Source organism: Caballeronia mineralivorans PML1(12) (genome assembly GCF_001028175.1).
GTDB lineage: Bacteria > Pseudomonadota > Gammaproteobacteria > Burkholderiales > Burkholderiaceae > Caballeronia > Caballeronia mineralivorans.
Map to the genome: position 1 here is coordinate 21,954 of NZ_AEJF01000009.1, position 13,680 is coordinate 35,633.

A 13,680-nucleotide genomic window follows, 5' to 3' on the forward strand; every position below is an offset into this window, starting at 1 on the left:
ATCGGATGGGAGGCGAGGCCTGGGCTCAGGCACTGGCCTGCTCGAATTCCTTCATATACTCGACGAGCGTCTTCACCGCTTCGAGCGGCACTGCGTTATAGATGGACGCGCGCATGCCGCCGACCGACTTGTGGCCTTTCAGCTGCAGCAGGCCGCGCGCTTTCGCGCCGGCCAGGAATGCTTCGTTGCGGGTTTCGTCGGCGAGAAAAAACGGTACGTTCATCCTCGAGCGCGACTGGCGCTCGACTTTGTTCAGATAGAAACTGCTGGCGTCGATGGTGTCGTACAACAGCGTCGACTTCTCGATGCTGCGGGCTTCCATCGCTTCCAGGCCGCCCTGTTTTTTCAGCCACTTGAACACCAGGCCGGCGATGTAGATCGCGTACGTGGGCGGCGTGTTGTACATGGAATTGTTCTCGGCGACGGTCTTCCATTCGAACGCCGACGGGCAGATGGCAAGCGCGCGATCAAGCAGATCTTCGCGCACGATCACGACCGTCACGCCCGCCATGCCGATGTTCTTCTGCGCGCCGCCAAACAGCACGCCGTATTTCGCGATGTCCATCGGGCGGGAAAGAATGTGCGATGACGCGTCGGCGACCAGCGGGATCGAACCGAGATCGGGAATCTCGAAGGTCTCAACACCGTCGATGGTTTCGTTCGTGCAGATATGGACGTAGGCGGGATCGTCGGAAAGATGCCATTCGTCGATCTTCGGCACGTGCGTGAAACCCTGCGCCGTCTTGCCGTTTGCAGCAATGTGCGGCGTGCCGTACTTCTGCGCTTCCTTGAACGATTTTTGCGACCACGAACCGGTCACCACAAAGTCCGCAGTTTTACGCGCCCCGAGCATGTTCAGCGGCACGATCGCGTTCTCGCCTATGCCCCCACCCTGCAGGAACAAGATCCTGTGCGACGCGGGCACTTTCAGCAGGTCGCGAAGGTCGGTGAGCGCGGCTTCATGTATCGACATGAATTCAGCCCCGCGATGGCTCATTTCCATCACGCTCATGCCGCTGCCGTGCCAGTCGAGCATTTCGTCGGCGGCTTGACGGAGCACTTCTTCGGGCATTGCTGCAGGACCAGCGGAGAAATTGAACACGCGCATCTGATAAACACCCCGAAAAGCCGGACGCACACGGAGAACGCCGACGAGAAAAGCTGAATAACACCTGAACCGCGCCACAAAAAACAAATGGCTGTTTGCGTCTGAACGCAAACAGCCATTATCGCACTGTCCCATAAACCCGCCAAACTACAGCCGCGTACTTCAGCCACATGAGCGGCGGCGGGTTTCGGCAGCCTGGCTTACTTGCCCGGCTTGACAGCAGCCACTTCCTTGTCCGCTTGCGCGCGGGTGGCCTTGATCGATTGTGGCATGTATTTCTGCATCAGACCGTTCACCACGTCACGACCAACTTGGTCCTGAACCTGGATGAACTTGCGACCCGTCGGGCTCTTGTAGAACGTCGTCAGGTCTTTGATTTCAGCCGTGGTGTAGTACTTCGCATACGCGTCGTACTGTGCCTGCATGGCGTCTTGACGGAACGAGTCGGTCGCGAAGACTTGACCAGCGGAATCCACCAGCTTCGGTACCGTGTCCTTCTGGAGCTGAGGAACGGCCGCTTGCTTCTGCTTGTCGTTCAGGGTCTTGTTTTCGCTCAAAGCGTCGGACAGGATGGCCGGAACCAGTTGCTTCGACTGCATTTGTGCACTGTTACCAATGGCGCCGACGAGCTTTTGCGCGTCGATTGCATCCAGCAGGTCCTTGATCGCAGCTTGCTTCGCCGGATCCGGTGCCGCTGTGGCTGCATCTGCAGCCGGCGTCGTCGCTTGGCTCTGGAGCGATTGAGCCGATGCGAAAGCCGGTACCAAAGCAGCCAGCAACATCCATTGTTTAAACTGTTTTTGCATCATTACTCCCTTAAAAAATTTTTGTTCCCATCGCCGCGCGACTCGGCACGTGCTCAAGCCGCGCAGCTTATCCATTCAAGCTTTCAGAAACAGAACAGGCGCTGGTCGCGAACAATCGGTCAGGACGTGCTGTCCTCATCGCCTTCCGACGTGTCGCCCGGATTGTCGCCCGTATCAGCGGCGTCACCGGCCGATGACCCGTTCAGAGGTTCGTCGACGTCACCCGCATCACCTTCCAGATCGGCGTCGAGCTCGACTGCTACTTCCGCCTCGGCAATATGCTGCAAGCCGGACAGCTTGGTGCCGTCGTCAAGGCTAATGAGTGTAACACCTTGAGTTGCACGGCCCATTTCACGGATCTCCGACACCCGCGTGCGGATCAGCACGCCGGTATTGGTGATCAGCATGATCTCGCTCTCCGGCTCGACGAGCGTTGCGGCGACCACCTTGCCGTTACGTTCCGACGTCTGGATAGCAATCATGCCCTTCGTGCCACGGCCGTGACGCGTGTATTCGTCGATCGGCGTGCGCTTGCCGAAGCCGTTCTCGGTCGCGGTCAGCACCGACTGGTTTTCGCCGCCCGCCACCAGCAACGCGATGACCTGCTGCCCTTCTTCCAGTTGCATGCCACGCACGCCACGGGCTTCGCGACCCATTGCGCGCACGTCGTTTTCGTCGAAACGCACGGCTTTGCCCGAATCCGAGAACAGCATCACGTCATGCTGGCCGTCAGTAATCGCGGCACCGATCAGGAAATCGCCCTCATCCAGACCGACCGCGATAATGCCCTTGCGCAACGGTCGGCTGAATGCTTCCAGCGGCGTCTTCTTCACGGTACCCAGCGAGGTCGCCATGAAAACGTATTTGTCTGCAGAAAATTCCTTGATCGGCAGCACGACGTTGATCTTCTCGCCGTCTTGCAGCGGGAACATGTTGACGATCGGGCGGCCACGCGAGTTCCGCGAACCCTGCGGCACTTCGTAGACCTTGATCCAGTAAACACGCCCGCGGTTCGAGAAACACAGCATGTGGTCGTGCGTGTTCGCGATGAAAAGCGTGTCGATCCAGTCGTCTTCCTTCATCTGCGTGGCCTGCTTGCCGCGGCCACCACGCTTTTGCGCCCGGTATTCCGACAGCGGCTGCGACTTTACATAGCCCGTGTGCGACATGGTCACGACCATTTCCTGCGGCGTGATCAGGTCTTCGGTGTTCAGCTCGGTTGCGTTCAGTTCGATGCGCGAACGGCGGTCGTCACCAAATTCGGCACGAATTGACGCCAGTTCGTCGACGATAATCGCGCGAATCCGCGCCGGCCGCGCCAGGATGTCGAGCAGGTCGGCGATTTGCGCCATCACTTCCTTGTACTCGCCGACAATCTTGTCCTGCTCGAGCCCGGTCAAGCGTTGCAGGCGCATCTGCAGAATTTCTTGCGCCTGGACATCCGACAGCTTGTACAAGCCATCGGCCTGCATGCCATAGGCCGGATTCAGCCCTTCTGGCCGATACGCCTGACGCCCGCCCGATTCCTCGGTTTCCGCGCGCGAGAGCATTTCGCGCACGATTTCCGAGTCCCAGGCGTTGTTCATCAAGTCCTGCTTCGCGATCGGCGGAGTCGGCGCTGCCTTGATGATGCGGATGAATTCGTCGATATTCGCCAGCGCCACCGCCAGGCCTTCCAGCACGTGGCCGCGATCCCGCGCTTTGCGCAGTTCGTATACAGTGCGCCGCGTGAGCACTTCCCGCCGATGCGACAGGAAACACTCCAGCATCTGCTTCAGGTTCAGCAGGCGCGGCTGGCCGTCGACCAGCGCGACCATGTTGATGCCGAACGTGTCCTGAAGCTGCGTCATCTTGTACAGATTATTCAGCACCACTTCGGGCACTTCGCCGCGCTTGAGCTCGACCACCACGCGCATGCCGCTCTTGTCGGATTCGTCGCGGATGTCCGAGATGCCTTCGATCTTCTTCTCGTTCACCAGCTCGGCAATGCGCTCGAGCAGCGTGCGCTTGTTCACCTGATACGGGATTTCGTCGACGATGATCGCCATCCGCTGGCCGCGGTCGATCTCTTCGAAGTGCGTGGTCGCGCGCATCACAACGCGTCCGCGACCCGTTCGATACCCGTCCTTTACGCCCGAGACACCGTAGATCACGCCGGCTGTCGGGAAATCCGGGGCCGGAACGATCTCGATCAGTTCGTCGATAGTCGTATCGGGATTGTTCAGCAGATGCATGCAAGCATCGACAATTTCGCGCAGGTTGTGCGGCGGAATGTTCGTCGCCATGCCCACTGCGATACCGGCCGAGCCATTAATCAGAAGATTGGGGATGCGCGCGGGCAGAACCAGCGGCTCGCTTTCGCTGCCGTCGTAGTTCGGACCGAAGTCGACCGTTTCCTTGTCGATGTCCGCCAGCAGCTCATGACCAATCTTCGCCATGCGGATTTCGGTGTAACGCATGGCCGCGGCGTTGTCGCCGTCGACCGAACCGAAATTCCCCTGCCCGTCGACCAGCATGTAGCGAAGCGAGAAAGGCTGCGCCATCCGGACGATGGTGTCGTAGACCGACTGGTCACCGTGCGGGTGATATTTACCGATCACGTCGCCCACGATACGCGCCGACTTCTTGTAAGCGCGATTCCAGTCGTTGTTCAGTTCGTGCATGGAATAAAGCGCGCGACGGTGGACTGGCTTGAGGCCGTCGCGGACATCGGGGAGCGCTCGCCCCACGATCACGCTCATCGCGTAATCGAGATATGAGCGGCGCATTTCCTCCTCGAGGGAGATTGGCAGGGTCTCTTTGGCGAATTGATCCATTTATCCGTGTCTTGAACTGTGCGGCGCCGGCGCGGAACAAAAGCCCTTTTTTGCGGCGTTTTGCCCGGATTCACCGTCGTTTGGCATCGGCGCTGCGAACGCAACGCATCACGCGATTCTAACATGCGCGGCATCCGCGCCCGGGACCGCTGCGTATACATAGAGTGACTAGAGCGAGTGGCCGGGAACCTTTACAGGGGGCGCGAACGCAAATGGTTGCGAAAGCTTACAAATTCCCTCACGGAACAAAGTGAAAACGTCAGACTAACCCGCTATCATTCGCCCTCACGGGTTTTGACGCCGCCAATTTACGCGCGCAAAACCGTCGAAAAAGATGTATTGATGTTTTTGGAAAAAGTTCCGGGGTGGCACGCATTGTGCGCATGTTCGGCACGTATCAAACCCTGCGATTCCCATGCCCCGTCTTGTTGCGCATGCACCACATAAGGTTGCGGGCGTCAGGGGGCCCGGGATATTTTTATCGTTGCAAGGGAACGATATGGCAAAATGCGAACGCACAAAGTTAGACACTGCTCGAAGTCTACACACAGCGTTTTGTTCCGCGGTAATGTTATACTTCGAGCAATGTATGACTTGTCTTTGTCAACAAGGCTCGCAGTAAACCTGCGGTAATCTCAATTTCGAGAGGAGAAATATGAATAAACTTTCAAAGCTCGCGTTCATTGCAGCTACCGCAGTTATGGCTGCATCGGCTATGGCGCAATCGGTCCCGGCTTCGCGTCAGGCAGTCAATGACAACTGGGTGAACGGCACGGGCGAATACGTGTGGATGAACGGCACGAACGAGCTTTGCTGGCGTGACGCGTTCTGGACCCCGGCAACGGCCAACGCAAAGTGCGATGGCGCGCTGGTCGCCCAGGCACCGCAGCCGCCGGTCGCACCGGCACCGGCTCCGGTTATCCAAAGCCAGAAGGTTACGTACCAAGCTGACGCTCTGTTCGACTTCGACAAGGCCATCCTGAAGCCGGCTGGTAAGGCTAAGCTTGACGATCTCGCATCGAAGATTGGCGACCTGAACCTGGAAGTCGTGGTCGCAACGGGTTACACGGACCGTATTGGTTCGGACAAATACAACGATCGCCTGTCCCTGCGTCGTGCACAAGCTGTCAAGGCATACTTGGTCAGCAAGGGCATCGAAGCCAACCGTATCTATACGGAAGGCAAGGGCAAGCGCAACCCGGTTACCACGGGTTGCAACCAGAAGAACCACAAGCAACTTGTCGCTTGCCTCGCACCGGATCGTCGCGTGGAAGTCGAAGTTGTTGGAACCTCGCGTCAGCCGCAGTAATAAGCGACTGATTGCCGCAGGATCAAAGCCCCGCTTCGGCGGGGCTTTTTTTATGCACTGCGCGCCTTTGCCCCAAGGCCACGGCGGCCCCTGCTCGACCGGGCTTCGCCTGTGCCTCGTTTTACCGGCTCTCGCGACCGCCTATATACTTGGTGCTTGAATGTTTTCGACCTTATGTTTCAAGGCTATCCGCACATGATCAATGCCGATCCCCACGAGCTTCAGAAATTCAGCGAGCTGGCTCATCGCTGGTGGGACCCGAATGCGGAATTCAAACCGCTGCACGAACTCAACCCTGTGCGACTCGACTGGATCGACAAACATGCCCATTTGTCGGGCAAGCGCGCACTGGATATCGGCTGTGGCGGCGGCATCCTGTCTGAGTCGATGGCCGTTCGCGGCGCCAAGGTGAAAGGTGTGGATTTGTCATCGAGAGCGCTGGGTGTGGCCGATCTGCATAGCCTGGAAAGCGGCGTCGAGGTTGAATACGAAGAGATCGCGGCTGAGGCACTGGCGGCGCGAGAACCCGGCAGCTATGACGTGGTGACGTGCATGGAGATGCTTGAACACGTGCCGGATCCGGCGGGGATCGTCCAGGCGTGCGCAACGCTCGTCAAACCCGGCGGCTGGGTGTTTTTCTCCACGCTCAACCGCAATGCCAAGGCGTATCTGTTCGCGGTCATTGGCGCAGAATATATCGCCCGGATGCTGCCACGCGGCACGCATGATTACGCACGCTTCATCAAGCCGTCAGAACTTGCGCAATTCGTGCGTTCTGCGCAACTTGATATCGTGGAAATCAAGGGGATCACGTACCGGCCGCTCAGCAAGCGCTTCAGTCTCTCCGACGACTCCAGCATCAACTACCTGATGGCTTGCCGTCGCGTAGCCTGACGGGAACAAACATGAACGATCGCCCCAGTGACGCCGACCCCACGCCTCCGAGCGTCATCGAACCTGTACGGACTTTCATGAGCGACGATCCGACGCCCCTGCCCCAGCACCAGATCGACAAGTCCCGGCTCAATCTCTGCCACGCGATTTTGTTCGACCTCGACGGCACTATCGCCGACACTGCGCCCGACCTCGTCGCCGCCGTCAACAAGATGCGGCATGATCGCGGGCTCGAAATGCGGCCGCTCGAGACCCTACGGCCATTGGCGTCGGCGGGTGCGCGCGGTCTGTTGGGCGGCGCGTTCGAGATCGGCCCGGAGCATCCCGATTACGCGTCCATGCGCGAGGAGTTTCTCGCCAACTATGAAGCAGATTTGTGCATCGAGACGACGCTGTTTCCAGGTATCGACGAATTGCTCGATCAGTTGGATGCCCGCGGCGTGCGCTGGGGCATCGTGACCAACAAGGTGACGCGGCTGGCTGAACCGCTGGTGACGCTGCTTGGACTCGGCGAGCGCGCGGCGTGTCTCGTCTGCGGCGATACCACCCCACATTCGAAGCCGCATCCGGCGCCGTTGCTGCATGCGGCGGAACTGATGGAAGAGAAGCCGGAACGCGTGGTGTACGTCGGCGACGACCTGCGCGACGTCCAGGCCGGTTTCGCGGCCGGCATGGTCACGGTGGCCGCGGCCTACGGTTACTGCGGGAAGGACTTGCCGCCCACCCGGTGGCACGCGGATCACGTGGTGGAAACGACGATTGAATTGCAGCATCTGCTGCGGGACGTACAGTGAGTGCCACGACCGTCCGGGGCCCGCTCTCCGGCGAAATCCCGCACGAAACTGTGAGATAATACTTAATGCTTCGGGGGCGACCTGGTTTCGACAGGGGTTGCGAAGCGGCTAGGGCATACCGAGGACCCGTCACCTCGTAAATCAATGGGAAAAACGTAACTGCAAACGACGAAACGTTCGCACTGGCAGCCTAAGGGCCGCCTGCCTCTCCCTAGTTTACTGACGGACTAGAGTCGCAAGACCGGTAGCAATACCGCGAGAGGTCATATACGTCAGATAAGCCTTGTCGGCGTCACGACGCCAAGGTCGAAAATTTAGTGAATCGCCGAAGCGAAGCGTGTTCGTCCGCGTCGCCAGGTTAAATCAAATGATAGAACTAAGTATGTAGAACTGGTCGTAGAGCGCTACTGGACGCGGGTTCGATTCCCGCCGCCTCCACCAATAGCCGATCCGGACCTGTGCCGGATCATCTAAAACCCCGCGTGCCTTAAGGCTCAGCGGGGGTTTTTGTCCTGGAGCGCGTGGAACGATAAACCCAAGCACTACGGACCATCGAAACTTCGCCGCTGCAGTGATATGTGCGTCTAAGGCTCAAAACCCGGCACCAAACAAAAACGCGCCGCCGGAAACCCGGCGACGCGCTTTACATCGACTCAAATACATCGACTCAAATTGAACCTGCTTAACTCAATCTCACCCGTGGGTTGAGCACATCGCAGGCAATCGCCAGATAACGGTCTGCCGTGCTCTGCAACGTCAAACCGTTGAGCGGGCGCGTGGCTCGCGGCTGCGACAACGCTTCGAGCAACGCGCGGCCGTAGGCATCGGCGTCGCTGGTATCGAGCAGTTCGACGCCCGGAAAATTGTCGGCAAACGCGAACGAAGGAATCGCATTGCCCACCACAGGAATCCCCGACGCCAGCGCTTCCAGGAACCCGATGCTATGCGCCTCGAAACTCGACGGCATCGCGAACGCGTGCGAGCTGCGCAAAATCTCCGCGACATTCGACTGCGGCCCGATCACCCTCACACGATCCGTCAGTCCCAGGTCGTCCACGAGTTTCAAGATGGCCGCGTGATAGGCCAGGTTTTCGATCACGCCGCACAGCAGCAGACGCACATCCGGCTCGGCTGCGGCAACGCGTGCAAACGCCTGCACAGTCTGCAACTGGTTCTTCTCCGGGATATACCGGCCGATCTGGACAATCTGCCTGAATCCCGTCGATGGCAGCGGCTCGCTCACCTGCTCGAAACGCGAGATATCGACGCCGTTCGGCACCACGATCATCGAGGGATGCGAGCCGACTTCCTTCACGTAATCGTCGATATTCTTCTGCGACACGCCGATCACCGCCTTCGCCCGCCCCGAGAGCAAACGCTCGGCGAACAGCAGCGCGTTGTTAGCGAAGTCATTGGCGCCGGAGTGCATGACCCAGACGATCGGCACGCGCGTTGGCAACGCACGCACATACAAGGCCGGAATGGTGGCGTGCGCGAAGATAATGTCGGGCTTGAAACGACGAATGGCGCGGTGCAGGAACAGCAGCCGGCCTATCTTGCCAAGCGCGCGCTGCGGGAAAAAACAGAGAACATTGTTCGCGCGCAATTCGGCGCTGATATGCTCGAAATCGTTGTGTTCCGGCATCAGCGAGGTAATGCAAACGTCATGACCGCCTTGCTGATGCCCAATGGCCACACCTTTTGCAAGCACCTCGGCACCGGACAATCGGGGTGCAAGAATGACCTGAAGAATTCTCATTTGATTGTCGTCCCCTCGGCGTTCCGAATGTCCCTTGCGACCGTGCCGTCATACGGATAGTGCTTATCCGCATCCCCGCGTCACACGCTTCTCTGGCGTGGGCGCCGGCAGCTCGCTTCATTGTTTTTTATGAGAAATAGATGCGTCCAAAATCGAGCACCAGCTCAATGCACGCACCGATAAGATACCCGAGCGCATCTCGTGGACGCCGCCATCAAGTAGCATTATTCGGTCGGTAATGAGTGGTAACAGACGCTAAGCCGAAAAACGCGTCGGGCAGACGCTGGCGTGGCGGAAAGTTGGGGCCAAAAGGCAGGGTTAACGCTGTTTGCTCGAAACAAGCCGGATGGTTCGACGGCCTTTTGGCTGCTGCGATGTGACGATTGAGATGATGGAAAGCAAATCGGCGGCTTCGATGAAAACCGCCGAGCGTGAGTCTGGACTGCTGCGCTATCGGGAGTCGAGCCGCTTATTGATCCTTCGGACACTGCAAGTTACAGCCGTTTGGATCGCCCAGATCCCCGCGCTTGCGCTTCGCCGATACACCGTCCTGATACTTATCGGACGGCGCGGAAGCGGCAAACTGCATCTGCGGATGTTCTTTCAGGCGAAACTGGTCCTGCAGGATGCCGCCAGGAACACCGGGAGAATTCTGGGCAAAAGCGACGGGCACAAAGGCGACGGCGCTAACAACGAACGCGATCAACGCGGCAACGCTCAAAAGCAATTTCATGGCGGCAATAACGGTGAGTAAAACGGTGATCGGTTAAACGTTTGGTCAGCGGCGTATTCCGGATCCTGCTTATGAGCGACATCAACACATCGCATGCAAATCCACCGGCCTTCTCCGCTATCCATGAGGTTAGCGTAATTCTAAACGTAAGGCTTTGGATCAGCAGGACGCACAGCCTCGATTTAGTTACCGCTCGTTTCCGGTCGCCCCGCTGAGGGCCGACTCGAGTTCGAGCAGTTGCCCACAAAAAGTCGGGTCATAACCTTCCAGATGCGTGACGCTGTCACGGAATGCGTCGCTGCGCAAAATCTCAAGCACGCCACCGAGCCGGGCATCGTCGAGTTTGTCGCGATCGCACGCGAACAAATAGTCCTCGTCTATAACGGGGATGAAGTCGAGCGCGAACTGTTGCGCCGCGGGCTGCACGCCGAAACCCAGATCGGCCATACCGCTCGCGACGAACGCGGCGATAGCCGAATGGGTGAGCTCTGCGGTGGCGTAGCCGTTGATTGTCGCGGGATCGACGCCGATCTGGCGCAGCGCCAAGTCCAACAGCATACGCGTGCCCGATCCGGGCTGACGATTGACGAAGCGGATGTCGTCGCGGGCGAGATCGTGCAAGCCGCGTATGCCTTTCGGATTGCCTTTCGGCAGAAACAGGCCCTGCGTGCGCCGCGTCAGATGAATCAGCCGATGCCGCCCCGCGTCGAGCCAGGGCCGGTAGATCTCGGCGCAACTCGCGCGGAATTCACCGATAGGCAAGTGAAAACCGGCCAGCTCGCACTCGCCACGCGCGAGCGCACTCACCGCTTCGGCGCTCTCGCGGTATTTGATGTCGGCGGGAATTCGCTTGGCGGCTAGCGCACCCACCAGTGCCGCAACCGCGTACCCGTGCGATGCGTGAATCCGTATCTCGCCGACCGTGCGCGACAGCCGCCGGTTCAGCTCGCCGGCCACTTCGCTCGCCAGAGCCTGAAGCGGCCCGTCGAGCCGCTCGTTCGATAAACGCTGCGCCCGCAACACCGCCTCGCCGAGTTCCGAGAGCACCGACCCGCGTCCGCGCGACTTCGTAATCAGCGCGCCACCCAGCCGTGTTTCAATTTCACGCAATAGGCCCCACGCGTGCCGATAGGACAAACCCTTAGCCGACGCAGCTTGCGCAATGCTGCCTGTCTGCGAAACCAGCAGCAAAAGCGGCACGGCCGCGCTGAGACTGGCTTCGCGGCCGGCCGCGTCGCGCAGGACGAGTTCGGTACGGCATTCGACATCGATCATATGTACCTTCAGTTCCTATTGCCATCGGCCGGATAGCCTCGTATCTTGCATATCACGGGCTCGGTGCTGCAATTATAAGACCGATATATGCATTCATAAAACATATGCCGAGCAATGGAGACTTCCCCCATGATCCAGATGTCCCACAACACCCCGAATCAGCCGGCCGGCACACCCGAAGAGCGCGTCGCGCGTCATCTGAAAAAGGATGCGTCGCTGCTCGCGGTGCTGCACGCCATTCAGGACGAGGCCGGCTACATTCCCGCCGACGTCATCGGCCCGCTCGCTCAGGCCATGTCGCTTTCGCGCGCGGAAGTGCACGGCGTGATCACCTATTACCACCATTTCCGCTCCGAGCCGCCCGCACGCGTGACCGTGCAGTTATGTCGCGCCGAGGCCTGCCGGAGCATGGGAACGGAGGCGCTGGCGGCGCATATCGAAGGGCATACGGGATGCAAGTTCGATTCCGGTCACCAGCCTGATACTGAATTGGAAACTGTGTATTGCCTCGGGCAATGCGCGTTGTCGCCGGCCATGACCATCAACGGCGAGTTGTACGCGCGCGTCACGCCGCAGAAGTTCGATCGGCTCTATGAAGCGGCACGCGCGAGCGCGGAGGACTTGGTATGACACGCATCTACGTCCCCTGCGATTCGTCGGCATTGGCGCTCGGCGCCGATCGCGTCGCGCTTGCCGTTGCGGCTGAAGCTCAGAAACGCGGTATTGAAGTCGAGATCGTGCGCAACGGTTCACGCGGCATGTTGTGGCTCGAACCGCTGGTCGAAGTGGAAACGGCGCAAGGCCGCATCGGTTATTCGAATGTCGATGAAGACGATGTAGCCGCTCTCTTCGATGCCGATCTCGCAAACGGCGGCGCGCACGAGAAACGTCTCGGTGTGGTCGATGCGCTGCCCTGGCTTGCCAAACAGCAACGCCTGACGTTCGCGCGCATTGGCATCACGGACCCGCTTTCCACCGATGACTACGTGAAGCATGGCGGCCTCGAAGGTTTGCGCAAAGCACTCGAAACCGACGGCGATGCTGCTTGCGAAGCGTTGCTCGAATCGGGCTTGCGCGGACGCGGCGGCGCGGCGTTCCCGGCCGGTATCAAATGGCGCACGGTACGCGCGGCAAAGGCGCCGCAGAAGTACATCGTCTGCAACGCCGACGAAGGCGATTCCGGCACGTTCTCTGACCGGCTGGTCATGGAAAGCGACCCGTATATGTTGATCGAAGGGATGATCATTGCGGGGATCGTGACCAAGGCGACGAAGGGCTACATCTATGTGCGCAGCGAATATCCGCACTCGATCGCCACGCTCACTCGCGCGATCGATAAAGCACGCAATGCCGGCTGGCTTGGCACAAGCGTGCTTGGCAGCGACAAGGCGTTCGAACTCGAAGTCGCCAAAGGCGCTGGTTCGTATGTCTGCGGCGAGGAAACGGCGCTGCTCGAATCGCTGGAAGGCAAACGCGGCGTGGTCCGGGCGAAGCCGCCCGTGCCTGCGCTCGTCGGCTTGTTCGGTCAGCCGACCGTGATCAATAACGTCATTACTTTGGCGACCGTACCGATCATCTTCGCCAAGGGCGCGGCGTTTTATCGCGACTTCGGCATGGGCCGCTCGCGCGGCACGCTGCCGTTCCAGATAGCAGGCAACGTGAAGCAAGGCGGCCTTGTGGAACTGGCGTTCGGCGTGACCTTGCGTGAACTGATCTATGAATATGGCGGCGGCACGGCAAGCGGCCGGCCGGCGCGCGCGGCGCAAGTCGGTGGCCCGCTCGGCACGTATCTGCCGGAAAGCCAGTGGGATATTCCCATGGACTATGAAGTCTACGCGGCGGTCGGCGCGGTGGTCGGACATGGCGGTATCGTGATTCATGACGACACCTCGAATCTCGCCGATCTCGCCCAGTACGCGATGCACTTTTGCGCCGTCGAATCGTGCGGCAAGTGCACCCCGTGCCGTATCGGTTCCACGCGCGGTGTTGAAGTCATCGCGAAGATCCGTGCCGGCGATACCTCGCCCAAACAGGTCACGCTGCTGCGCGATCTCTGCGACACCATGGTTTCCGGATCGCTCTGCGCCATGGGCGGCATGACGCCGTATCCGGTGCTGTCCGCACTCGATCATTTCCCCGAAGACTTCGGTCTTTCGCAAAAGCCGTCGCAGAAAGCGGCTTAAGAA

At 59.5% G+C, this 13,680-nt stretch carries 11 protein-coding genes and 1 other RNA gene; 6 read left to right on the forward strand and 6 right to left on the reverse strand.

Features of this window, described 5'->3' with window-relative positions; all coding sequences use genetic code 11:
- Positions 1-25: 25 nt before the first annotated feature.
- The 3 genes from serC to gyrA form a co-directional block, all read right to left on the reverse strand.
- A complete protein-coding gene (gene serC / locus EOS_RS01615) occupies positions 26-1,108 on the reverse strand; it encodes a 3-phosphoserine/phosphohydroxythreonine transaminase (protein WP_047844877.1) in 1,083 nt (360 codons plus the stop codon).
- Positions 1,109-1,308: 200 nt separating this feature from the next.
- Entirely contained in the window at positions 1,309-1,914 is a 606-nt protein-coding gene (locus EOS_RS01620) for a DUF2059 domain-containing protein (protein WP_047844878.1), read from the reverse strand.
- 119 nt (positions 1,915-2,033) lie between these two features.
- Positions 2,034-4,730 carry a DNA gyrase subunit A gene (gene gyrA / locus EOS_RS01625; protein ID WP_047844858.1) on the reverse strand — a complete coding sequence of 899 codons (2,697 nt, stop codon included), beginning with the start codon at positions 4,728-4,730 and terminating at the stop codon, positions 2,034-2,036.
- Between the two features lie 655 nt (positions 4,731-5,385).
- On the opposite strand from gyrA, the gene ompA reads away from it, so the two are divergent.
- The 4 genes from ompA (at position 5,386) to ssrA (ending at position 8,168) form a co-directional block, all read left to right on the forward strand.
- The gene (gene ompA / locus EOS_RS01630; RefSeq protein ID WP_047844859.1) at positions 5,386-6,039 is read left to right on the forward strand and encodes an outer membrane protein OmpA; all 654 of its coding nucleotides are present in this window, start codon (positions 5,386-5,388) and stop codon (positions 6,037-6,039) included.
- A gap of 195 nt (positions 6,040-6,234) precedes the next feature.
- Positions 6,235-6,933 (forward strand): bifunctional 2-polyprenyl-6-hydroxyphenol methylase/3-demethylubiquinol 3-O-methyltransferase UbiG, encoded by a 699-nt coding sequence (gene ubiG / locus EOS_RS01635; protein ID WP_047844879.1) that lies wholly within the window; start codon positions 6,235-6,237, stop codon positions 6,931-6,933.
- 77 nt (positions 6,934-7,010) lie between these two features.
- Positions 7,011-7,727: a phosphoglycolate phosphatase gene (gph, locus tag EOS_RS01640; protein ID WP_047844880.1), complete on the forward strand. Its 717-nt coding sequence runs from the start codon at positions 7,011-7,013 to the stop codon at positions 7,725-7,727.
- A 72-nt stretch (positions 7,728-7,799) separates the two neighbouring features.
- Positions 7,800-8,168: a transfer-messenger RNA gene (gene ssrA, locus EOS_RS43915) on the forward strand.
- A 241-nt stretch (positions 8,169-8,409) separates the two neighbouring features.
- Here ssrA and EOS_RS01645 read toward each other — a convergent pair.
- From EOS_RS01645 to EOS_RS01655, 3 genes are all read right to left on the reverse strand, one after another.
- Positions 8,410-9,486 (reverse strand): glycosyltransferase family 4 protein, encoded by a 1,077-nt coding sequence (locus EOS_RS01645; protein WP_047844860.1) that lies wholly within the window; start codon positions 9,484-9,486, stop codon positions 8,410-8,412.
- Between the two features lie 469 nt (positions 9,487-9,955).
- Positions 9,956-10,219, reverse strand: coding sequence for a hypothetical protein (locus EOS_RS47855; protein ID WP_075645270.1), 264 nt, complete (start codon positions 10,217-10,219; stop codon positions 9,956-9,958).
- Positions 10,220-10,405: 186 nt separating this feature from the next.
- Entirely contained in the window at positions 10,406-11,494 is a 1,089-nt protein-coding gene (locus tag EOS_RS01655) for a substrate-binding domain-containing protein (RefSeq protein WP_047844861.1), read from the reverse strand.
- Between the two features lie 138 nt (positions 11,495-11,632).
- Between EOS_RS01655 and EOS_RS01660 the strand changes: the two genes are divergently transcribed.
- Together EOS_RS01660 and EOS_RS01665 are read left to right on the forward strand one after the other, a co-directional pair.
- Positions 11,633-12,124, forward strand: coding sequence for an NAD(P)H-dependent oxidoreductase subunit E (locus EOS_RS01660; RefSeq protein WP_047844882.1), 492 nt, complete (start codon positions 11,633-11,635; stop codon positions 12,122-12,124).
- Entirely contained in the window at positions 12,121-13,677 is a 1,557-nt protein-coding gene (locus EOS_RS01665) for a formate dehydrogenase beta subunit (RefSeq protein WP_047844862.1), read from the forward strand. Before EOS_RS01660 ends, EOS_RS01665 begins: the two co-directional genes overlap by 4 nt.
- The last annotated feature ends 3 nt before the right edge of the window (positions 13,678-13,680 follow it).